Source organism: Gilliamella sp. Bif1-4, from assembly GCF_001690535.1.
Taxonomy (GTDB): Bacteria; Pseudomonadota; Gammaproteobacteria; order Enterobacterales; family Orbaceae; genus Gilliamella; species Gilliamella bombi.
In genome coordinates this window covers 205,949-228,231 of record NZ_LZHC01000010.1, presented here as the reverse complement: position 1 = coordinate 228,231, position 22,283 = coordinate 205,949, and the positions used below count along the sequence as shown (strand labels likewise).

Annotated in this window: 20 protein-coding genes; 4 read left to right on the top strand and 16 right to left on the bottom strand. The window is 36.3% G+C overall.

What is annotated here, in order from left to right; genetic code table 11:
- Positions 1–2: 2 nt before the first annotated feature.
- From dagF to pgk, 16 genes are all read right to left on the bottom strand, one after another.
- Entirely contained in the window at positions 3–743 is a 741-nt protein-coding gene (dagF, locus tag A9G25_RS01600) for a 2-dehydro-3-deoxy-phosphogluconate aldolase (RefSeq protein ID WP_034910444.1), read from the bottom strand.
- Complete coding sequence (locus tag A9G25_RS01595) at positions 743–1,882, bottom strand: DgaE family pyridoxal phosphate-dependent ammonia lyase (protein WP_065561379.1); 1,140 nt, start codon at positions 1,880–1,882, stop codon at positions 743–745. Before A9G25_RS01595 ends, dagF begins: the two co-directional genes overlap by 1 nt.
- Complete coding sequence (locus tag A9G25_RS01590) at positions 1,860–3,014, bottom strand: amidohydrolase/deacetylase family metallohydrolase (protein WP_065625446.1); 1,155 nt, start codon at positions 3,012–3,014, stop codon at positions 1,860–1,862. The genes A9G25_RS01595 and A9G25_RS01590 overlap by 23 nt, the downstream gene beginning before the upstream one ends.
- A 58-nt stretch (positions 3,015–3,072) precedes the next feature.
- Positions 3,073–3,711 carry a DUF4310 family protein gene (locus A9G25_RS01585; RefSeq protein ID WP_065625491.1) on the bottom strand — a complete coding sequence of 213 codons (639 nt, stop codon included), beginning with the start codon at positions 3,709–3,711 and terminating at the stop codon, positions 3,073–3,075.
- A gap of 29 nt (positions 3,712–3,740) precedes the next feature.
- On the bottom strand, positions 3,741–4,493 hold the full coding sequence (locus A9G25_RS01580; RefSeq protein WP_065625445.1) for a DUF4311 domain-containing protein: 753 nt from the start codon (positions 4,491–4,493) through the stop codon (positions 3,741–3,743).
- 20 nt (positions 4,494–4,513) lie between these two features.
- The gene (locus A9G25_RS01575) at positions 4,514–4,810 is read right to left on the bottom strand and encodes a DUF4312 family protein (protein WP_065575124.1); all 297 of its coding nucleotides are present in this window, start codon (positions 4,808–4,810) and stop codon (positions 4,514–4,516) included.
- Between the two features lie 13 nt (positions 4,811–4,823).
- Complete coding sequence (locus A9G25_RS01570; RefSeq protein ID WP_065561376.1) at positions 4,824–5,192, bottom strand: SFCGS family glycine-rich protein; 369 nt, start codon at positions 5,190–5,192, stop codon at positions 4,824–4,826.
- Between the two features lie 46 nt (positions 5,193–5,238).
- The gene (locus tag A9G25_RS01565) at positions 5,239–5,568 is read right to left on the bottom strand and encodes a PRD domain-containing protein (RefSeq protein WP_065625444.1); all 330 of its coding nucleotides are present in this window, start codon (positions 5,566–5,568) and stop codon (positions 5,239–5,241) included.
- A 659-nt stretch (positions 5,569–6,227) separates the two neighbouring features.
- A complete protein-coding gene (rpoC, locus tag A9G25_RS01560) occupies positions 6,228–10,445 on the bottom strand; it encodes a DNA-directed RNA polymerase subunit beta' (protein ID WP_065625443.1) in 4,218 nt (1,405 codons plus the stop codon).
- Positions 10,446–10,535: 90 nt separating this feature from the next.
- Positions 10,536–14,564, bottom strand: a complete 4,029-nt coding sequence (gene rpoB, locus A9G25_RS01555; RefSeq protein ID WP_065625442.1) for a DNA-directed RNA polymerase subunit beta — start codon at positions 14,562–14,564, stop codon at positions 10,536–10,538.
- Positions 14,565–14,809: 245 nt separating this feature from the next.
- Positions 14,810–15,178: a 50S ribosomal protein L7/L12 gene (rplL, locus tag A9G25_RS01550; protein ID WP_034901671.1), complete on the bottom strand. Its 369-nt coding sequence runs from the start codon at positions 15,176–15,178 to the stop codon at positions 14,810–14,812.
- A 58-nt stretch (positions 15,179–15,236) separates the two neighbouring features.
- A complete protein-coding gene (rplJ, locus tag A9G25_RS01545; protein WP_065561374.1) occupies positions 15,237–15,734 on the bottom strand; it encodes a 50S ribosomal protein L10 in 498 nt (165 codons plus the stop codon).
- 232 nt (positions 15,735–15,966) lie between these two features.
- Positions 15,967–16,668, bottom strand: coding sequence for a 50S ribosomal protein L1 (rplA, locus tag A9G25_RS01540; protein ID WP_065625441.1), 702 nt, complete (start codon positions 16,666–16,668; stop codon positions 15,967–15,969).
- A gap of 3 nt (positions 16,669–16,671) precedes the next feature.
- Positions 16,672–17,100: a 50S ribosomal protein L11 gene (gene rplK, locus A9G25_RS01535; protein WP_034884321.1), complete on the bottom strand. Its 429-nt coding sequence runs from the start codon at positions 17,098–17,100 to the stop codon at positions 16,672–16,674.
- 187 nt (positions 17,101–17,287) lie between these two features.
- Positions 17,288–18,367, bottom strand: coding sequence for a class II fructose-bisphosphate aldolase (gene fbaA / locus A9G25_RS01530; protein ID WP_065625440.1), 1,080 nt, complete (start codon positions 18,365–18,367; stop codon positions 17,288–17,290).
- A gap of 73 nt (positions 18,368–18,440) precedes the next feature.
- Entirely contained in the window at positions 18,441–19,604 is a 1,164-nt protein-coding gene (gene pgk, locus A9G25_RS01525; protein ID WP_065589638.1) for a phosphoglycerate kinase, read from the bottom strand.
- A 224-nt stretch (positions 19,605–19,828) separates the two neighbouring features.
- Here pgk and rpsT point away from each other — a divergent pair, with 224 nt between their 5' ends.
- The 4 genes from rpsT (at position 19,829) to dtd (ending at position 22,132) form a co-directional block, all read left to right on the top strand.
- On the top strand, positions 19,829–20,092 hold the full coding sequence (gene rpsT / locus A9G25_RS01520) for a 30S ribosomal protein S20 (protein ID WP_025316521.1): 264 nt from the start codon (positions 19,829–19,831) through the stop codon (positions 20,090–20,092).
- 189 nt (positions 20,093–20,281) lie between these two features.
- A complete protein-coding gene (locus A9G25_RS01515) occupies positions 20,282–20,833 on the top strand; it encodes an SPOR domain-containing protein (protein WP_141674952.1) in 552 nt (183 codons plus the stop codon).
- A 23-nt stretch (positions 20,834–20,856) separates the two neighbouring features.
- Positions 20,857–21,690 (top strand): virulence factor BrkB family protein, encoded by an 834-nt coding sequence (locus A9G25_RS01510; protein WP_218057506.1) that lies wholly within the window; start codon positions 20,857–20,859, stop codon positions 21,688–21,690.
- Positions 21,691–21,697: 7 nt separating this feature from the next.
- A complete protein-coding gene (gene dtd, locus A9G25_RS01505) occupies positions 21,698–22,132 on the top strand; it encodes a D-aminoacyl-tRNA deacylase (protein ID WP_065625437.1) in 435 nt (144 codons plus the stop codon).
- Positions 22,133–22,283: the final 151 nt, after the last annotated feature.

The window sequence follows — 22,283 nt, the reverse complement described above, 5'->3', positions numbered from 1 at the left end:
ATTTATCCTACTAGTTTTTGTGTGATAGCTAAAAGTTGTTTGACATCATTGGTTCGCGTTGCTCCTGTCGCTTTATCAATAATAGAACTATAGATGTGTGGAATAATTTTTTTTACACCTGCATCTAAGGCAATTTTTAAAATTGCTTCATAATTATCTAGATCAATTCCACCTGTCGGTTCAAGATAGAAATCGTACTCAGCGCAACACTTAGCCACATACTCAAATTCATCTTTATGTTTTAGTCCACCCATGGGAAAATATTTTATTGAACTGCCGCCCATATCTTTCAATAAAGCGATAGCCGTTTCCACTGGAATAACTCCTGCTGGGGAATTTGAGCTTAAAGGTCCAGTTGCAATATTAACTAAACCAACTTTACCTGTCGGCGAAACTAAACCATTAATAACAGTTTGTTTTTGCCCTAATAATGCTCTGCTAGTTGCAACACCAGTGAAAACTTGGTTAATATGCTGTGGTTGAAGTACCGCTGAAATTTCAGACACCATAATTGACTGATTTGGATCACCTGCACCAAGCCCCACAGAAATGGCATTATCGATAGCTGCTGCGTATTTTTGCATATCCGCAATCGCCGAATCATTATCTGAATAGTTTTTAGATAAGATACCAACAACTACATGATTTTGTGCCGCTTCATAAATCTCTTTTGCATTATCGATTGAATTTGCTAAAACATTTAAACAAACACGATCGTTATAATAATTTGGAGTCAGTTGCATTATTTTGCTCCTTGAATAATATTTTTGATTTTGTTGTAAATAATATCGAGTTGGGCTGATGTTACACTACGCACATCGGCATCAACTTTACCTTCATTGGCTTTATATTCTCTGAAATACACCGCAATTTCGCCTTTTTTCATCAGGTCAACTATCTCAATTGCAGATTTACCTATTACACTTGCATCAAACGTTATTTCTGCACGCGCAATATCACGTCCTGCACCATCCCAAACGACTCTGGCAGATACTCCATCAAGTGTATTTAGGCTTTCAATAAATGGTGTCATTTTAGTCACCATTTGCTGTCCTGTTTCAGTCTTTTTATCAGTAATATAAAGTTCAATAGCTTTTGTTAATCCTAAAATACCTTCTTTTCCTACTTTCATTGGTCGGCCAATACCTTGTGATTGTAGTTTTAACCATTCCACCGCCTGATGACGACCAATAACCAAACCACTAGTTGGCCCTTCAATTGCTTTAGCACCACTATAAACGACCAAATCTGCGCCTTGCTGATAATAAGTTTGTAAATCTTCTTCCGCCGCTGCATCAACAATCAATGGGATATTATGTTTTTTTGCAATTGCTACAGTTTGTGCAACCGACAACATGCTTTTTTGGACACAATGATGTGACTTAATATATAAAATTGCGACAGTATCTGGATTAATTAGTGATTCAATATGTTCAGGCTTACACTCGTTGGCATAACCAGCTTCAACAATAACCCCACCACCTAAAGAAACCATTGTGCCAATTGGTGCACCAAAATTAACATTATGACCTTTAGGAACAATGATTTCACGGGGGACATATTTGTCAGATGAATGCAAATTAAATAATAAATCGCGATCATCTTTGATAATTAATCCAGCAACAGCTTGGGCAATACCAGCAGAAGCACATGATACTACCACCGCATTTTCAACATTAAGCAATTTAGCAATATATTGACCGGTTTTATCAACCAAATCTTTAATTTCGAAATATTCATTTAGCCCATGAGATACAGTATCGACCACTTCAGGCCTTGGCGTTGAAACACCTAAAATTGTCATTCGTCCTGATGCATTAATTACCTTTTTTAGGTTATATTTACTGTAAACATCTTTTTCAGTTTGAGATTCTGAGCTCATTTTTACTACCTTCTTCTGTTATTTCAATTCGTATCAAATGGTTTTTCTCATCAGCAACAATAGAGGCTAGAGGAACAAATTGCTCATCACTTTGTCTAACTTCACCTTCTGAATCTAATAATGAAACTGTTTGCTGTCTAATATCAAAAATAGTCAAATCTGCATCATAACCAACCGATAAAATACCTTTATTTTTAAGCTGCAAAACTTGTGCCACATTTTTCGTCACACTATCAATGATTCTTTTTCGACTATAACCAAGACAGATAAACTTTGTCATCACATTAGCCAAGCTAAAAACTGGTCCCTGTAAACGATTTTTAGAATAAATATCAGAGCTAATAGTATTAGGATAAATATCTAAGCATTTAGCACGTTCTGCTACTGAAAAACTAAAACTTTCACCACCATGACCGACATCCAATATCACACCACGTTCAATTGCTCGTTTAATTGAACCACGCAGTTTATTTTGTTTATCAAAGATTTGATTGGGTTTACCATTAAAACAATGTGTAATAATGTCACCTTTTGTTAACAAATCAGCAATTTCATCAAGTTCTGGAGGATTATTACCAACATGGATCATTAAAGGTAAGCCACTTTTTTTTTGCATTTCTTTAGCTTTAACTAAGGGGAAAATGCCATTTTTACCTACTACACTACGGCTCATTCGCACTTTGATCCCAATAATAAAATCGGGATACTTAGCTAATGCCTCATCAAATAAGGGCACATCAATATCTTGTATATCGGCGAGTTCACTTTGCCTTAATAACCCAATTTTAGAAATATTTAAAAAAGAGTAAACATGTGTACTTGCTTGCTGAGCTAATTGATAAAACTCATCTGCATCGATAGCTCCAATGCTACCAGCATCAACAACAGCGGTGACACCAGCTTTCACGCCTATCAAATCAGGATCATCATGATAAATAGGTGAACGAGCAAAACAATGGGTGTGTGAATCAATCCATCCAGCACTGACATAGTGCTTATTTTGTAGATCTAAGACACGCTCAGATTGGTCTATAATAGAACTAGCAATCGCAACGATCTTTCCATGATGAATAGCAATATCTGTTACTGATTCATCAATTTGTTTGGCATTTTTTATAATTAAATCATACATATTCTATTCCGAATCCCCTCTTTGCAATTTAATAAATTACAGAGGGGAATAACTAATATTATAAAATTGGGAATATACCACCAAAAATCATAGCACCTAAAATAGCTCCACCTGTGATTGGTTTTTTCCATACATAAAAAAGTAGCGCCCCCAACAATGAACCGGTACCAATAGGAATTGAAGCAACCATCGCAGATAAAATAATCATAGGAGCAAGAAATCGTCCTGATGCATTACCTGCCCCCATCATGACATCAGCACCAAAAGTTGAACCACCACTACTATTGACGGTGAATTTACGGATAAGAATAATAATTAAGCCTATAAGCGCACCTAATATCAATCCGGTTGCTAACGCTACAAAAAAATTTTCAACAGGTAAAGTATAGCCGCCAGCTAGCAGTAACGCAGGTACACCAAGCCCAATACCTGTTTGCAATGCACCTCCGATATCTAAAATGCCGACCAATGAACCTTCAATAACACGAGCAAATAAAAAACTAGCACCAAAAGCCGCGACAGCGCCATAATCGCCAGTGGTCATTCCTGATTTAAGCATAGCAACAAATGCAATTTCATTAAATGCACCAATACCGTACACATAGAATGTATGCGTTCCAGCAAAAATACCGGCAGATAATAGCCCACAAATGATAGGGAAAGACCAATCGGCATACCAAAAACTTTTATTGATCATTGTTTGTGTATTCATAATGTGTCCCTATATTATTTAAACCAATAAGATAAACCATCTCTAAACGAGTTAATCATCTTCAAATCAAAACCACGGAAATATCCACTCATAACAAATAAAATAATGACAGCAACTAACATGATTTTCATCACACGGTTCCAGCCACTATCATCTACACCTTTGCCAATCAATATACCTAACACCAACCCAGGTACTGCATTGCCCATAATTAACTGTGCAAGTCCACCAAATAACGTTCCCCAAAATCCACTACGACGCCCTGCATCTAGAGCGGCTAACCAGAAAATAACGGGCATAACAGTTGCAACTAGCAAGTTAGCGGCAGGAACAAGAACCTTCGTTGCAGTAATTTTTAGCGAATCAGGAATAACTGAGGTGGTTGTATTTAAAAATAACACCACAATCATCCCAATAAATGTACAAGCAAAAGCCATTTTTTTAGGATCATGTAAGGTTTCTTCAAGATTACGATTTTTTATCATCAATAAAGCTCCACCCCAGTTAGGGATGATGCGATGATCGACGTCTTGAGTAAAAGAACCAGCAGCAACCGATGAAGCCCACGCATTAAAAAAGAACCCTAAACCAAATGAAAAGTGCGCTGCAGGATCACCTTCACAAGAATTAAGTTCACCTAATGTCCGAAACGCTCCCATCCCTTGATAAGTTGGTGCATGAAACATTCGAGCAGCTCCCGCACCAACCCCAAAACCACAAAGTCCACCGATAATAATAGACTTGAATGCAATAATTAAAATTTCCATAACTTCCCTTTTACGTTATGTTATTTTGATGTACATTTAATATCATTTAAATCAATAAAAATTAAGTTAACAGATACATCAAGCGTGATTTCATAAAATGTCTTTTTCCTTGGTAAAAAGATAAACAAAAAACGTTCTGTTGTTATCTTTTCTATTGCTGATACAACTTGAATGTCAATTGGTTCTATTCGCAACATAATATTATTAGTGTTTTTGAGTACTTCTTTCTGAACCTGACTTAAAGCTATAGCAAAAGCTCGCTGCTTAGAATCACCATGACCTTTTACTCTAACAAGTATCTGTTCTGTTTTTTTCATTCTTATTTACCGTTTATGAACGTGGATATTTTTTTAGAAATGCTTTTGCTACACGTTGTCCTAATTCTTCCGTGTCCATAAAACCAAAACCAAGAACTTTACAGCCGTCATTGATAGCTGTTTCACCTTCTTCAATTGATCGCATACCATGGCGTTGTGAATAGCCATATTTATTTTGTGCAGTAATAGCACCAGCTCCGCCACTACCACAAAATGAAAGGCCCAAATCGGCATTTTCTTTATTCATTACGTCACCTAATTTCATATCTGCAGCCATACCTGGAATGACAATTGCACGACAACCTTCTACTGAATTAATTCCCTCCGCAATTTTTTGCCCTTTTCCCATTCTATCGCCGATAACAATGACTATTTCTGTCATAATATTTCTCCTATTAATTATTGTTTTTTACTTGTCTAGTAATCTTTTAATTTGCTTTAGCAACTTCATAATGAACTGCCAATAAATATGCTTCTTCTATCGGTAAATTATCAAATAACTTTACTGTTTTGCGTGCCAACGCTAAAGATTCTTCTGAAAGTTCCTCAAATAATGTAGGGTCGATTTTAGGTAATGTTTCTAATGTTTTGGCCCTTTCAACCATAGCTTTTACATGTGAAAACAACATCGCTTTTTGAACATCATTTTGTATGATTTGATGCTGTGCTAACCAACTATTGATGATCGTAATGGTTTGTTCAGTAACTAACTCTGGTTCTAGATTATCTTCGATCATTCGAAATTTTATTGGATTCATAGCTAATACATATCTCTTATTGTTTTTTGAATTGGATTGAATAAGCGTAAATCAATCAAGGCTTAATGTGGATAGAGAATTTTTCCGTCTGCAAGAGGAAATTTGTTATAAAGTTTGCTAACTACAGCAATAAGCAAGAATTGTTACTCTTGATACAACATTTATTGATTAAAGCCATGTTCAATTTTGTGAGATAGATCATAAAATTTAATCATCATAAATACATAAAAAATACAATTTTTATAATTTGATTAATTAGATAAGATAATACTGTCATTTATACATTGAGATAATATTCAACCATTGTCAAAAATAGGAAAAGATTAAAAAATTAGTTTTATTTCCTGAAAGCTTTCAGGTAGAGCATTGATTTTATTTAATTTTTTATTATTGAGAATCGTTCTTTGTATGCTTTGTTATTTGTGTTATGGAAGTAGTGATTAAACTGTATAAAGTTAACCTAGACTTTAAAATCTACTTTAGACGTCAACTCTATTAATAATGAAGAAAACAGCAATTTGTTTTTTTCTATTTTCCTTTTTGAAAGGTAAAAATGATTCGTTACAATGTTCACTATACTTTTTTATATTTATAACTTTATTTATCATATAAAAAAATAGCACGCTGTGCGTGCTATTTATAAATCAAATCTAATGAGACTATTGATTCTCTTCAGCCGAATTTAGTAACTCAGCTAAATTAGCTGTAGCTTCTTCTGCTGAAATTGTTGTTTGAATCTCATCAGTTGATGGCATTGCTCGTTTACGTAAACGTTCCTTATGGTAAGCATAACCTGTACCGGCTGGAATTAATCGACCAACAATTACGTTTTCTTTTAAGCCACGTAATTCGTCATTTTTACCAGCTACCGCTGCCTCAGTTAAGACGCGAGTCGTTTCTTGGAACGAAGCTGCAGAAATAAACGATTCAGTCGTTAATGATGCTTTGGTAATACCAAGTAGATCGTGTAAATAAACAATTGGTTCTTTACCTTGAGCCTCAAGTTCACGGTTGATAATCTTCAAGCGTGAAACTTCAAGTTGTTCGCCTTCAAGCAAGCGAGAGCCACCAGGATGGATAACTGTTGCTTTTCGTAACATTTGGCGCACAATAACTTCAATGTGTTTATCGTTAATTTTCACACCTTGTAGGCGATAAACTTCTTGAACCTCGTTTACAATATAGCGTGTTACAGCATTAACACCACGTAGACGTAAAATGTCATGAGCCGATTCAGGTCCATCAGAAATTACATCTCCACGACCAACTTGTTCGCCTTCAAACACGTTAAGTTGACGCCATTTTGGAATCATTTCTTCATATGGTTCACTACCATCTAACGGAGTGATAATTAAACGACGTTTACCTTTTGTTTCTTTACCAAATGAAATGATACCATCAATTTCAGCTAAAATAGCAGGCTCTTTTGGTTTACGTGCTTCAAACAGGTCAGCAACGCGAGGTAAACCACCGGTGATATCTTTGGTACCAACAGATGCTTGCGGAATACGAGCAAGTGTGTCACCAATATTGATTTCTGCACCATCCTCTAACTGTACTAGCGCTTTACCTGGTAAAAAGTATTGTGCAAGCATTTCTGTACCAGCAAGATAGATATCTTTGCCTTTAGCATCAACAATTTTAATTGCTGGACGTAAATCTTTACCCACACCAGTACGTTCGGCTACGTCTAATATCACAATAGATGATAAACCAGTTAATTCGTCAGTTTGGCGAGTAATAGTTTGCCCATCAACCATATCAACAAAACGAACAAAACCTTTTGCTTCAGAAATAACTGGCATTGTATGCGGATCCCAGTTAGCAACAGTTTCACCCGCATCAACTGCTATACCATTACCTTTACTTAAAATCGAACCGTAAGGAACTTTATAGGTTTCTTTCATTCGACCTAATTCATCAATAATGGTTAATTCAGCATTACGCGAAGTAATAACCAATTTCTTATCTGGGTTAGTTACAAATTTAGCATTAGTTAATTTAATACTACCTTTGTTTTTAACTTGTACACTCGATTCAGCAGCCGCTCGCGATGCCGCACCACCAATATGGAACGTACGCATGGTTAACTGAGTACCTGGTTCACCAATTGATTGCGCAGCAATAACACCGATGGCTTCACCTTTATTAACCAAGTGACCTCGAGCCAAATCTCGTCCATAACATTTTGCACAAACACCAAAATCAGTATCACACGAAACGACTGAACGTACTTTAACGCTATCTACCGATTCAGCTTCAAGTAAGTCACATTTACTTTCATCAAGTAAAGTATTACGTGGAATTAAGATATCTGCACTACCAGGTTTTAATACATCTTCAGCTGTGACTCGACCTAATACACGCTCACGAAGTGGTTCTTTAACATCACCACCTTCAATAACTGGGGTCATGACCACACCTTCTAAGGTGCCACAGTCGTCTTCGATTACCACTAGATCTTGTGCAACGTCAACTAAACGTCGAGTTAAATAACCTGAGTTTGCTGTTTTTAATGCGGTATCGGCAAGACCTTTACGCGCACCATGAGTAGAAATAAAGTACTGAAGTACGTTTAATCCTTCACGGAAGTTCGCTGTGATAGGTGTTTCGATAATCGAACCATCTGGTTTTGCCATCAAACCACGCATACCAGCAAGCTGACGAATCTGTGCAGCAGAACCACGTGCACCTGAGTCGGCCATCATGTAAATACTATTGAAAGAAGATTGAACTTCTTCCTCACCTTCACGGTTAATGACTTTTTCAGTTGATAAGTTATCCATCATGGCTTTAGCAACACGTTCATTAGCGGCTGCCCAAATATCGATAACTTTATTATAACGTTCACCAGCAGTTACTAAGCCTGATTGGAATTGCTCTTGAATTTCAGCAACTTCAATTTCAGCTTCATTGATGATTTGTGATTTCTTAGCTGGAATCTCCATATCATCAATACCAACAGATACCCCTGAACGTGCTGCATAAGCAAATCCAGTGTACATAATTTGGTCGGCTAAAATTACCGTATCTTTCATACCTAATTGGCGATAACAAATATTTAAAATCTTAGAGATCGCTTTTTTACCAAGAGGCTGATTAATAACAGAAAAGTTCATTCCTTTTGGCATAATTAACCATAAAATTGCACGACCGACAGTTGTATCAACAATCGAGGTAGTATCTTCCCATTCACCTACACTATTTCGTTGACTTTCAGTAATACGAACTTTAACCTTAGCATGCAATTCAACTAGGCCTAAACGGTATAGTTTTTCAGCTTCTTTAGGACCAGTTAATACCATGCCTTCACCTTTGGCATTAACTTTATCACGAGTCATATAGTAAAGGCCTAAAACCACGTCCTGAGAAGGAACGATAATAGGCTCTCCACTTGCCGGTGAAAGAATATTGTTGGTTGACATCATTAACGCACGTGCTTCTAACTGTGCTTCTAACGTTAATGGAACGTGAACCGCCATTTGGTCACCATCAAAGTCAGCATTAAATGCCGCACAAACTAGTGGGTGTAATTGAATCGCTTTACCTTCAATTAGGATAGGTTCAAACGCCTGAATACCTAGTCTATGTAGCGTTGGAGCACGGTTTAGTAATACTGGATGTTCACGAATAACTTCATCTAAGATATCCCAAACAATTGCATCTTCACGCTCAACCATTTTCTTCGCAGCTTTAATTGTTGTTGCATAACCACGACGTTCTAATTTCCCGTAAATAAATGGTTTGAATAATTCAAGTGCCATTTTCTTCGGTAAACCACACTGATGCAAATGCAAATAAGGACCTACAGTAATTACAGATCGACCCGAATAGTCAACACGTTTACCTAACAAGTTTTGACGGAAACGACCTTGCTTACCTTTGATCATATCGGCAAGTGATTTTAATGGGCGTTTGTTAGAACCTGTAATCGCACGACCTCGGCGACCATTATCTAATAATGCGTCAACAGATTCTTGTAACATACGTTTTTCATTACGTACAATAATATCTGGTGCTGCTAAATCCAATAAACGCTTTAAACGGTTATTACGGTTAATAACCCTACGGTAAAGATCATTTAGATCTGATGTTGCAAAACGCCCACCATCTAGTGGAACCAATGGACGTAAATCTGGTGGCAACACAGGTAATACGTTTAAGATCATCCATTCAGGTTTGTTTTCTGATTGAATAAATGCTTCAATAATCTTAATACGTTTAGTTAGTTTTTTCCGCTTAGTTTCAGAATTAGTAGTTGCTAGCTCATCGCGTAGTACTTCACATTCTGCTTGCACATCAATATTACGCAATAATTCTTGGATAGCTTCAGCACCCATACGAGCATCAAACTCATCACCAAACTCTTCTAACGCGTCAAGATATTGCTCTTCAGTTAAAATCTGACCTCGCTCTAAATTAGTCATGCCACCATCAAGAACCATAAATGACTCAAAATAAAGCACTCGCTCAATATCGCGAAGTGGCATATCAAGTAATAAGCCGATGCGAGAAGGTAATGATTTTAAAAACCAGATATGAGCAGTTGGAGATGCAAGTTCAATGTGCCCCATACGTTCACGACGTACTTTAGCTTGAGTTACTTCAACTCCACATTTTTCACAAATAACACCACGGTGTTTTAGACGTTTATATTTTCCACATAAACATTCATAATCTTTTACTGGTCCGAAGATACGTGCACAAAACAATCCATCACGTTCAGGTTTGAACGTACGATAATTGATTGTTTCAGGTTTTTTGACTTCACCAAAAGACCATGAGCGAATCATATCAGGAGAAGCAAGGCCTATCTTGATAGCATCAAAGTCTTCAGTTTTTGTTTGTGCTTTTAGAAACTTTAATAAGTCTTTCACAATTGACTCCTATGGAGTTAAACCAATTAGATAACTTATTATTACTAATAAGTTATCCCTATAAATAGAAATCATTTAAGTTAGAGAAAATTACTCTTCATCTAACTCTATATTTATACCTAGCGAACGAATCTCTTTTAATAGTACATTAAATGATTCTGGAATCGCAGGCTCCATACGATGATCACCATCTACAATATTTTTATACATCTTAGTTCGACCGTTTACGTCATCAGATTTAACGGTTAACATTTCTTGTAAGGTATAAGCTGCACCATATGCTTCAAGTGCCCATACTTCCATCTCACCAAAACGTTGACCACCAAATTGAGCTTTACCACCCAATGGTTGTTGAGTAACCAGACTGTATGAACCAGTAGAACGAGCATGCATTTTGTCATCAACTAAGTGATTCAATTTGAGCATATACATATAACCTACAGTAACTGGACGTTCAAATTTTTCACCTGTACGACCATCGTACAAAGTAATTTGGCCAGAAGTTGGTAAGTCACCCAGCTCAAGTAATGCCTTAATTTCACGCTCTTTAGCACCATCAAATACAGGTGTTGCTAATGGCATACCATTACGTAAATTTTGTGCTAAAGTCATCACTTCTTGATCAGTAAATTCTGCAACATTAACTTTTTGCGCAGCACCTAAACCAAGATCATACGCTTTTTGAATAAATTCACGTAATTTAGCTAATTCCTGCTGTTCTTTTAGCATAGCATCGATCTTCTGACCAATACCTTTAGCAGCCATACCCAAATGAGTTTCTAAGATCTGTCCAATATTCATACGGGACGGAACACCTAGCGGATTCAATACGATATCAACTGGACGACCTTTTTCATCATATGGCATATCTTCAATTGGGTTAATTTTTGAAATAACCCCTTTGTTACCATGACGACCAGCCATCTTATCACCAGGCTGAATTTGACGTTTAACTGCCAAGTAAACTTTAACGATTTTAAGAACGCCAGGTTGTAGATCATCGCCTTGAGTGATCTTCATACGTTTAGCTTCAAGTTTTTTGTTAAACTCTGTTTTAATTTCGTCGTACTGTTCAGCCAACTGTTCTAATTGAGCTTGTTTATCTTCGTCTGCGATACCAATTGTTAGCCATTTTTCATGTGGTAAAGCATCTAATTTATCCGCTTTGATTCCACCTGAAATTAATACATCACGAATTCGAGCAAACAATGCAGCTTCTAAGATTTTAAGTTCTTCTGTTAAATCTTTTCTTGCCTGTTTGAGTTGCATCTCTTCGATTTCAATTGCACGCTTATCTTTTTCTACACCATCACGAGTAAACACTTGAACATCAATAACAGTACCTGAAACACCATTTGGCACACGTAATGAGGTATCTTTAACGTCAGATGCCTTTTCACCAAAAATAGCGCGTAGTAATTTTTCTTCTGGCGTTAATTGTGTTTCACCTTTAGGTGTCACTTTACCAACTAGAATATCACCGCCTTTTACTTCAGCACCGATGTATACAATACCAGACTCATCAAGTTTAGACAGTGCGGCTTCACCTACGTTTGGAATATCCGCAGTAATTTCTTCTGCACCTAATTTCGTATCACGAGAAATACAAGATAACTCTTGAATATGAATCGAAGTAAAACGGTCGTCTTGTACCACTTTTTCAGAAACTAAAATAGAATCCTCAAAGTTATAACCATTCCATGGCATAAATGCCACTCGCATATTTTGACCTAATGCCAATTCACCTAAGTCAGTAGATGGACCATCAGCAAGCACATCACCACGCTCAACTTTTTCGCCTAATTCTACACATGGAATCTGATTGATACATGTATTTTGGTTAGAGCGAGTATATTTAGTTAAGTTATAAATATCTATGCCTGTTTCACCTGCATATATTTCATCAGCATTAACATTAACCACGATACGTGATGCATCAACATATTGTACTGTACCACCACGACGCGCAACAGCAGTAACACCCGAGTCAACAGCTACCGCTCGTTCCATACCGGTACCAACAAATGGCTTTTCAGCTTTCAACGTTGGCACTGCTTGACGTTGCATGTTCGCACCCATTAAGGCACGGTTCGCATCATCATGTTCTAAGAATGGAATTAATGAAGCACCAACAGATACAATTTGTTGCGTTGATACGTCCATATAATGGATTTGCTCAGGGCTATATAAACCAGACTCACCACTTAAACGGCAAGTTACTAGATCTTCTTTAAAACGACCATTTTCATCAAGATTTGAGTTAGCCTGTGCAATGACAAATTCACTTTCATCAATCGCAGATAAGTAATTAATTTCATCAGTAACAACACCATCAATAACTCGGCGATATGGTGTTTCTAAGAAGCCATACTCATTGGTACGAGCATAAACTGCTAATGAATTAATCAAACCAATGTTTGGACCTTCAGGCGTTTCGATTGGACATACACGTCCATAGTGCGTTGGATGTACGTCACGCACTTCGAATCCTGCTCGTTCACGCGTTAAACCACCTGGTCCTAAAGCTGAAATACGACGTTTATGCGTAATTTCGGATAGTGGATTGTTTTGATCCATAAACTGAGATAATTGACTTGAACCAAAGAATTCACGAATCGCTGCTGAAATTGGTTTAGCATTAATCATATCTTGTGGCATTAGTGAATCAAGATCACCTAGAGATAAGCGTTCTTTCACTGCTCGTTCAACACGAACTAAACCAATACGAAATTGGTTTTCTGCCATTTCACCAACACTACGAATACGTCTATTACCTAAATGGTCGATATCATCAACTTCACCGTGACCATTACGAATAGCGATTAATTTCTTCATTACGTCAACGATATCATCTTTCGTTAAAACGCTTTCGCCTTCAATGTCATCACGCCCTAATGAACGGTTAAACTTCATTCGACCAACAGCAGATAAATCATAGCGTTCGTCAGAGAAGAATAAATTATCAAATAAAGCTTCAGCTGCTTCTTTTGTAGGTGGCTCACCCGGACGCATCATGCGATAAATTTCAACTAATGCACCAAGGCGGTCACGAGTTGAATCAACATTTAAAGTTTCAGAAATAAATGCACCATGATCTAAATCATTAGTGAATAATGTTTCTATCTTTTTATATCCAGCATTAGTTAATTGAAGCAAGAGTTCTAATGAAATCGGAGTATTGGCAAAAGCAATTACTTCACCTGTTTCTTCATCAACATAATTTTTAGCAAGAACTTTATTAACAATATATTCAACTGGTACATCAATTTTGCTAACTTTATCTTTTTCTAACTCACGAATGTGACGAGCTGTAATACGTCGGCCTTTTTCAGCATAAACTTTACCTTTTGATTCAATATCAAATAGCGCAGTATCGCCACGTAAACGCTCAGGAACAAGATCCATTTTTAACTTAGATTTACTTACTTCAAAAATAGTTTTTTCGAAGAAGATATCTAAAATTTCTTCTGTTTCATAACCTAATGCACGTAAAATAATTGTTGCTGGAAGTTTACGACGACGGTCAATACGAGCAAAAAGGTTATCTTTTGGATCAAATTCAAAATCAAGCCAAGAACCACGATAAGGAATAATCCGAGCATTATATAAAACTTTACCAGAAGAGTGCGTTTTACCTTTATCACTATCAAAGAACACACCTGGACTACGATGTAACTGCGAAACGATTACACGTTCTGTGCCGTTGATCACAAAAGTCCCATTGTCTGTCATTAAAGGAATTTCGCCCATATAGACGTCTTGCTCTTTAATATCTTTAACTGTTCCCTCTGGCGCATCTTTATCATAAATAACTAAACGTAATTTTACGCGCAACGGTGCTGAGTAAGTGATCCCTCTAATTTGACATTCTTTAACATCAAACACAGGTTCGCCCATCATAAAGCTCACGTATTGTAACTCAGCGTTACCACTATAACTTTTTATCGGAAATATTGAACGGAATGCAGCTTCTAAGCCATATTGTCCTTCTGGATCTTGCTCAATAAATTTCTGGAACGAATCAAGTTGAATAGAAAGAAGATACGGTATATCCAAGACTTGTGGACGCTTACCAAAATTCTTACGAATTCGTTTTTTCTCGGTATAAGAGTAAACCATTAGTTCCTCAACTTGCTTATCTGCTATTTTAGCATGATTAAATATTCATCAGGGTGTTGTCGCCAACTGATACACCTGACACCTCATCGAAAATATCTATAAATATCAATTGATTAGGCTTAATAAATATACTATTTCTTTATTATTTTTTATTGATAATCTTCAAATAAAATTCTTTAACTTATTATAGCGCAAAAAGGCTGGAGGTATAAAACCCCCAGCCATTTATCGTAATATCGATAAACTTATTTAAGTTCGACAACTGCACCAGATTCTTCAAGTGCTTTCTTAAGTTCATCAGCATCGGCTTTGCTAACGCCTTCTTTAACTGTTGCTGGAGCTGATTCAACAAGGTCTTTAGCTTCTTTTAAACCTAAACCAGTTGCACCACGAACTGCTTTAATAACAGCTACTTTATTAGCACCAACATCTTTTAAGATTACATCAAATTCAGATTTCTCTTCTGCTGCTTCAGCTGGACCTGCTGCGGCTACGGCTACAGCTGCTGCTGCAGAAACGCCAAATTTTTCTTCCATCATTGATACAAGTTCAACAACATCCATAACAGACATTTCAGCAACTGCATCTAAAATTTGTTCTTTAGTGATAGACATAATATAGTTTCCCAAATTTACATTTTTTAATTAATAAAATTCACAATCAAACCGCCAATTAAGCAGCTTCTTTTTGATCGCGAACCGCTGCAAGAGTACGAACCAATTTGCCAGCTGCGGCTTCTTTCATGGTTGACATCAAGCGAGCTAATGCTTCTTCATATGTAGGTAATGTTGCTAAGCGATCAATGTTCGCTGCAGTAATCAACTCACCTTCAAAGGCTGCGGCTTTAATCTCAAATTTTTCATTTTCTTTCGCAAACGCCTTAAAAATACGCGCTGCAGCACCTGGGTGCTCATTTGAAAACGCAATTAGAGTTGGACCAACAAACGTATCTTTTAAACACTCATATTGAGTGCCCTCAACAACACGGCGTAATAGCGTATTACGAACAACACGCATATAAACACCCGCTTCACGAGCAGATTTACGTAATGCAGTCATTTTTTCTACAGTTACGCCACGAGAATCAGCGACAACTGCAGATAGCGCACCTTTGGCGATTTCATTAACTTCAGCAACAATTTCTTGTTTATTTTGAAGATTTAGTGCCATTGGTATTGCTCCTGGATTATACTAGGCAAAAGCCTAGACTTATTCAAGCTAGCTACAAATGTAGCTAGCACAACCACGATGAGCAGAATCCTTCTATTATATCTTATCAGGTTCTGTCACCGTCTACGTAGGAAAAATTAAGTAGTCACACAACAACCACACCTACGGTCTTGGACGGGGTCTGGTTAAGGCCAGACACCAACCGATTTCTCTATTTAATTATAAATAATAATTAAACAGTTGCATTTAATGTTGCTTGATCAATAGCAACACCAGCACCCATTGTAGTAGAAAGGCTAATTTTCTTAATAAATACACCTTTAGAAGAGGCTGGTTTTGCACGTTTCAACGCAACAAGTAATGCTTCTAAATTTTCTTTAAGCTTATCTGCATCAAAATCAGCTTTACCAATAGTAGTATGGATAATACCATTCTTATCATTACGGTAACGGATCTGACCAGCTTTAGCATTTTTTACAGCTTCTGCAACGTTAGGAGTTACAGTTCCAACTTTAGGATTTGGCATTAAACCACGGGGTCCTAAAATTTGACCTAATTGACCAACAACGCGCATAGCGTCTGGTGATGCAATTACAACATCAAAATCCATTTCACCTTTTTTGATTTGATCAGCAAGATCGTCCATGCCTACTAATTCAGCACCAGCTTCTTTTGCAGCTTCTGCATTTGCACCTTGAGTAAAGACAGCAACACGCACACTACGTCCGGTACCATGGGGAAGAACGATTGCACCACGAACATTTTGATCTGATTTACGTGAATCAATACCTAAATTAACAGCAACATCAACACTTTCTGTAAATTTAGCTGTAGCTAATTCTTTTAATAAAGTAATTGCTTCATTGATTTCATATTGTTTAGTTGCATTTACTTTTTCGCGGATAAGTTTAGCCTTCTTAGATAATTTAGCCATGAATTAACCCTCCACTTCCAAGCCCATTGAACGAGCTGTTCCTTCAATAGAACGCATCATCGTTTCAATGGTAGCACCATTCATATCTGCAGCTTTCAATTCAGCGATTTCGCGAATTTGTGCACTCGTTACTTTACCTACTTTTTTCTTATTAGGTTCACCTGAACCAGACTTGATTTTAGCCGCTTTCTTTAACAAAACAGCTGCTGGAGGTGTTTTAGTTACGAATGTAAATGAACGGTCAGAATATACTGTAATTACAACAGGAATTGGTAATCCTTTTTCCATGCTTTCTGTTTTTGCATTAAATGCTTTACAGAATTCCATGATATTCACACCATGTTGACCAAGTGCTGGACCAACTGGTGGACTAGGATTTGCTGCACCAGCTGCAACTTGCAACTTGATGTAAGCTTGTACTTTTTTTGCCATTTTTAGTTTCCTTTGCTTGGGTGCAAACGCCTCTATTAATAATGATTATTAATAAATAGACAGCTCCCCTAAGTTAAATGAGGGCAGAATTATCCTATAACTTAATTGAAAATGCAAGATTTAATTTAAAAATAGATAAATTTAAAGCAAGGCAAACACCTTACTTTAAATCTAAACACCATAAAAATTAAAGAACATCTATAGCGTTAAGTTCTTTAAATGCAAGTTCTAAACGAGCAACTAAAGCGTCTTGACCTTTGCGTAGCCATACGCGAGGGTCGTAGTATTTTTTATTTGGAGCATCAACACCTTCAGGGTTACCTAATTGCCCCTGTAAATAAGCTTCATTTGCTTTGTAGTAATCTAAGATTCCAGACCAGTTAGCCCATTGCGTATCTGTGTCAATATTCATTTTAATTACACCATAACTAACTGCTTCAGCAATTTCTTCCGGTGTAGAACCAGATCCGCCATGGAATACAAAGTTTAATGATTTAGCTGGCAAATTATATTTTTCAGATACATATTTTTGTGAGTTATCTAAAATTTTTGGCGTTAATTTAACATTACCAGGTTTATAAACTCCATGCACATTACCAAATGAAGCTGCAATGGTAAAACGAGGACTGATAGCACTTAAACGCCCATAAGCATAAGCTACATCTTCTGGTTGAGTATAAAGTGCTGAACTATCCATATGGCTATTATCAACACCATCTTCTTCACCACCCGTACATCCTAGCTCTAACTCTAAAGTCATTTTCATTGCTGACATACGAGCAAGATATTGACAACAAATATCAATATTATCTTTTAATGACTCTTCTGAAAGATCAATCATATGAGATGAAAATAATGGTTTACCTGTTTTAGCAAAATGAGTTTCACCTGCATCCAGTAACCCATCAACCCATGGAAGTAACTTTTTAGCACAGTGATCAGTATGAACAATGACTGGTACTCCATATTTTTCAGCCATAAGATGAACATGTTTTGCGCCAGAAATAGCACCCAACACAGCACATTCTTGACCTTCTAATTTTAGGCCTTTACCAGCAATAAATTGAGCTCCACCGTTAGAAAACTGAACAATAACAGGAGAACCTACTTTTGCGGCTGTTTCAATAACGGCATTGATAGTATTTGTGTCAACACAGTTAACCGCAGGTAATGCAAAGTTATTTTCGCGAGCGATTTGAAATACTTTTTGAACATCATCACCAGTGACAACACCAGGTTTAACAACATCAGAAATCTTAGTAACCATTTTATTACCTATAAATTTATTTATAAAAATTAAAGGATGAGTAATTATCTCATCCTTTTACTGAACTCAAATACTAGGCCTTTGCTCTAGCTTCTAACATCGCAACAGCGGGTAGTTTTTTACCTTCAACAAATTCAAGAAAAGCCCCGCCACCAGTTGAAATATAAGAGATTTTATCTTCAATACCAAATAGATCGATTGCAGCTAATGTATCCCCACCACCAGCAATTGAAAAACCTTCGCTATCGGCAATTGCTTTGGCTACAATTTCAGTACCACGACGGAAATTAGGAAATTCAAAAACACCCACTGGACCATTCCATAAAATGGTTTTAGCATTTTTGATAATATTTGCTAATACTTCTGCTGATTTATCACCTAAATCAAGAATTTGTTCATTTTCTTTAACATCTTTAACTGATTTTTCAGTCGCTGTTGCTGTTTCACTAAATTCTGTTGCAACACGAACATCAGTTGGAACTGGGATTTCACAGTTAGCCATTAATTTTTTAGCTTCTGGAATTAAGTCTGCTTCATAAAGAGACTTACCTACATTATAACCTTCAGCGGCAATAAAAGTATTAGCAATACCGCCACCAACAATAATTTGGTCAGCAATTTTTGATAAAGAATCAAGTACGGTTAATTTTGTTGATACTTTAGAACCAGCAACGATAGCAACCATTGGCCTTGCTGGATTATCTAATGCTTTACCTAACGCATCAAGTTCAGCTGCTAACAATGGCCCAGCACAAGCCACTGGCGCAAATTTACCAGCACCATGAGTCGAAGCTTGAGCTCGGTGAGCTGTACCAAATGCATCCATTACATAAATATCACAAAGAGCAGCGTATTTTTTAGACAAAGTTTCATCATCTTTACCTTCGCCTACATTGAAACGAACGTTTTCAAGTACAACTAATTCGCCTTCTTTTACATCTACACCATTGAGATAATCTTTTACTAAACGAACAGGGAATGACACATGTTCTTTTAAATAATCAACAACAGGTTGTAAAGAGAACTCTGGATTATACTCACCTTCTGTTGGACGGCCAATATGAGAGGTAACCATTACTTTAGCACCTTTTTTGATGGCTTCTTCAATAGTAGGTAGTGATGCTTTAATACGCGCATCGGAAGTTACCTTACCATTTTTGACCGGCACATTAAGATCTGAGCGAATAAATAAGCGTTTTCCTTTTAGATCAAGATCTTGCATTCTAATAATAGACATGATACTTCCCCTTGTAAAATATAAATAAAATAAAACTTTCGCTATTCTAACATAAAAATTCTTTTTAGGTTATAGGGATTACTGTGCAAATAATAAACATTAATAATAAATACAAAAACTACCAACATATTTTTTTATGTAACGCCATTGACAATAGAAAGAAATTAAGGCATATTTTGCCACCTTATTAATATGTAATTTTTATCTAAACTTGGGAGTTGACTTTGGCTAATATCAAATCAGCTAAGAAGCGTGCGGTTCAATCCGAAAAACGCCGTAAACATAATGCTAGTAACCGTTCAATGATGCGTACTTATATTAAGAAAGTTTACGCAGCTGTTGCAGCTGGTGATAAACAAACAGCTGAAGTGGCATTCAAAGACATGCAAGCAGTTGTTGACCGTCAAGCGGCTCGTGGCTTAATTCACAAAAATAAAGCTGCACGTCATAAAGCAAATTTAATCAAACAAATTAAAGCGTTGGCTTAATACATTAATCTTTTAACTAACATAGTTAAAAAAATACGAAAAAAAGTGGTGTAAGCCACTTTTTTTATTTATATACTAGTTTTATTTTACATAATATTATTAAAAAGAGAGTTTATTGTGGTTCAGCGTGATTATGTCAGAAAAAAGAGCCAATCAAAAAAAAGTAAGTCACGAAATAAGCCTAATTTTATGATATTTTTGGCTATTATAATCATTATTTTATTTTCTGCTATTCTCTATTTTGTTGCAAATAATACACCTAAAAAACCCGTTGAACCACCAAAAGCAAAAACTCAACCTCCTTCAATAACTTTACCTGAACAACCTCAAGAGCGTTGGACGTACCTTAAAGAATTAGAAACCCCTAATGCTAATTATGGCTCAACATCAAGTTCAATTGCTAGTGAAAGAGAGCAAATCCTAAATAGCTTTGTCAATAATTCACACACTGTAACGTCTTCTAAAAAAGAAGCAACAACGCAAAACCAAACATCAAATGTAACATCACAATCAACACAAGCTATTACAAACAAATGGCTATTGCAATGTGGAGCATTTAAAGATAAATCTAATGCTGATAAACTAAAGGCTAAGCTCGCAATGACGGGGGTTAGTGGCAATATTTCATCAGGCCAATTATATCGAGTCACAGTAGGACCTTATACCAGTAAAAAAGAAGCCGATATCACATTAAACTTATTAAATAGTAATGGGATTAATAATTGTGTTATTTCTAACTAGAATATAAAAAGCCGATGAGATCAATGACGCAAATACAGATTTTTATGAAAATGTTATGGAATCGTATCAACCATGACCGACTAACAACTTCTTCTGCGGGACTTGCTTATACCACTATACTAGCACTAGTTCCACTTATTACCGTTATTTTTTCTTTACTTTCAGCTTTTCCTATGTTTGATGAAATTAGCCATTTATTGAAACAATTAATCTATAACAATCTTGTTCCAACGGCGAGTGACACCATTCAAAATTATTTAGAACAATTCATCTCCAATACAAAAAAAATGACCTTTGTTGGTATAATTGGTCTGATTGTCACTTCACTGTTGCTTATCAACTCAATTAATACAGCACTTAATCATATTTGGCAAACTAAACGCAAACGTTCCTTTATGTACAATCTAACCATGTATTGGACAATATTAACCTTAGGCCCAATTTTAATTGGCTCTAGTATAGCGGTTAGCTCTTATATTTTTTCATTGAAATGGCTATCTACAGCAACAACGGGTAATATACTACTTAATTGCTTACCGTTTATTATTTCTGTAGTTGGATTTTGGCTACTTTATAGCATTATCCCGACCGAGTCTGTACCTTTAAAAGAATCGATGATTGGAGCATTTGTCGCTGCAGCATTATTTGAAATAAGTAAACGCGCATTTGCACTATATGTTACTTCGTTTCCTACATATCAACTTATTTACGGAGTAGTGTCATCAATCCCCATTATGTTAGTTTGGATCTATTTTTCTTGGTGTATTGTCTTGTTTGGAGCCGAATTTGCAGCAACCTTAACTGACTATAACCGACAAAAAAAACATGTTGTTAACAATCCTTCTTTGCCAGAGTAATTAAATTATGATTGCCTTAATCCAACGAGTAAAACAAGCTAGTGTTACAGTGGACAATATTGTTATTGGGCAGATTAATCAGGGATTATTGATTTTACTCGGAATTGAGCAAGACGATGACGAACAAAAAGCAATTCGTTTATGTGACAAAGTTTTAGGTTATCGTATTTTCAGCGATAATGAAGGAAAAATGAATTTAAATGTTAACCAAGCTAATGGCGAAGTATTAGTTGTTTCTCAATTTACCCTAGCTGCAGACACTAAAAAAGGAATGCGACCAAGCTTTACAAAAGGCGCTAAACCCGATGAAGCAAATAGGCTTTACCAGTTTTTTGTAGAACAATGCCAACAAAAAATAACAACTCAAACTGGCCAATTTGCAGCCGACATGCAAGTATCATTGATTAATGATGGTCCTGTAACATTTTGGTTACAAGTCTAGTTATATAACTAAAATTACATTCAGATCATATTTCGCAAGTTTAACCAATTATTATTTAATATTTGGCATTGTAAGATCCAATTTAAATAGGTTATTGTTAAATAAATCTAGCAACAACCTAACAAAATTTGATTATAAGATGCGGCTAACC

What these genes read in the sequence shown, in the direction of transcription:
- A9G25_RS01515 (WP_141674952.1), top strand. Translation starts at nt 20,282, where the DNA reads ATGATATTTTTGGCTATTATAATCATTATTTTATTTTCTGCTATTCTC.
- A9G25_RS01565 (WP_065625444.1), bottom strand. Translation starts at nt 5,568, where the DNA reads ATGAATCCAATAAAATTTCGAATGATCGAAGATAATCTAGAACCAGAG.
- rplL (WP_034901671.1), bottom strand. Translation starts at nt 15,178, where the DNA reads ATGTCTATCACTAAAGAACAAATTTTAGATGCAGTTGCTGAAATGTCT.
- A9G25_RS01590 (WP_065625446.1), bottom strand. Translation starts at nt 3,014, where the DNA reads ATGTATGATTTAATTATAAAAAATGCCAAACAAATTGATGAATCAGTA.
- A9G25_RS01570 (WP_065561376.1), bottom strand. Translation starts at nt 5,192, where the DNA reads ATGACAGAAATAGTCATTGTTATCGGCGATAGAATGGGAAAAGGGCAA.
- rplJ (WP_065561374.1), bottom strand. Translation starts at nt 15,734, where the DNA reads ATGGCACTAAATCTTCAAAATAAACAAGAAATTGTTGCTGAAGTTAAT.
- A9G25_RS01595 (WP_065561379.1), bottom strand. Translation starts at nt 1,882, where the DNA reads ATGAGCTCAGAATCTCAAACTGAAAAAGATGTTTACAGTAAATATAAC.
- fbaA (WP_065625440.1), bottom strand. Translation starts at nt 18,367, where the DNA reads ATGGTTACTAAGATTTCTGATGTTGTTAAACCTGGTGTTGTCACTGGT.
- dtd (WP_065625437.1), top strand. Translation starts at nt 21,698, where the DNA reads ATGATTGCCTTAATCCAACGAGTAAAACAAGCTAGTGTTACAGTGGAC.
- rpoB (WP_065625442.1), bottom strand. Translation starts at nt 14,564, where the DNA reads ATGGTTTACTCTTATACCGAGAAAAAACGAATTCGTAAGAATTTTGGT.
- A9G25_RS01585 (WP_065625491.1), bottom strand. Translation starts at nt 3,711, where the DNA reads ATGATCAATAAAAGTTTTTGGTATGCCGATTGGTCTTTCCCTATCATT.
- A9G25_RS01580 (WP_065625445.1), bottom strand. Translation starts at nt 4,493, where the DNA reads ATGGAAATTTTAATTATTGCATTCAAGTCTATTATTATCGGTGGACTT.
- rplA (WP_065625441.1), bottom strand. Translation starts at nt 16,668, where the DNA reads ATGGCTAAATTATCTAAGAAGGCTAAACTTATCCGCGAAAAAGTAAAT.
- A9G25_RS01575 (WP_065575124.1), bottom strand. Translation starts at nt 4,810, where the DNA reads ATGAAAAAAACAGAACAGATACTTGTTAGAGTAAAAGGTCATGGTGAT.
- rplK (WP_034884321.1), bottom strand. Translation starts at nt 17,100, where the DNA reads ATGGCAAAAAAAGTACAAGCTTACATCAAGTTGCAAGTTGCAGCTGGT.
- dagF (WP_034910444.1), bottom strand. Translation starts at nt 743, where the DNA reads ATGCAACTGACTCCAAATTATTATAACGATCGTGTTTGTTTAAATGTT.
- pgk (WP_065589638.1), bottom strand. Translation starts at nt 19,604, where the DNA reads ATGTCTATTATTAGAATGCAAGATCTTGATCTAAAAGGAAAACGCTTA.
- A9G25_RS01510 (WP_218057506.1), top strand. Translation starts at nt 20,857, where the DNA reads ATGACGCAAATACAGATTTTTATGAAAATGTTATGGAATCGTATCAAC.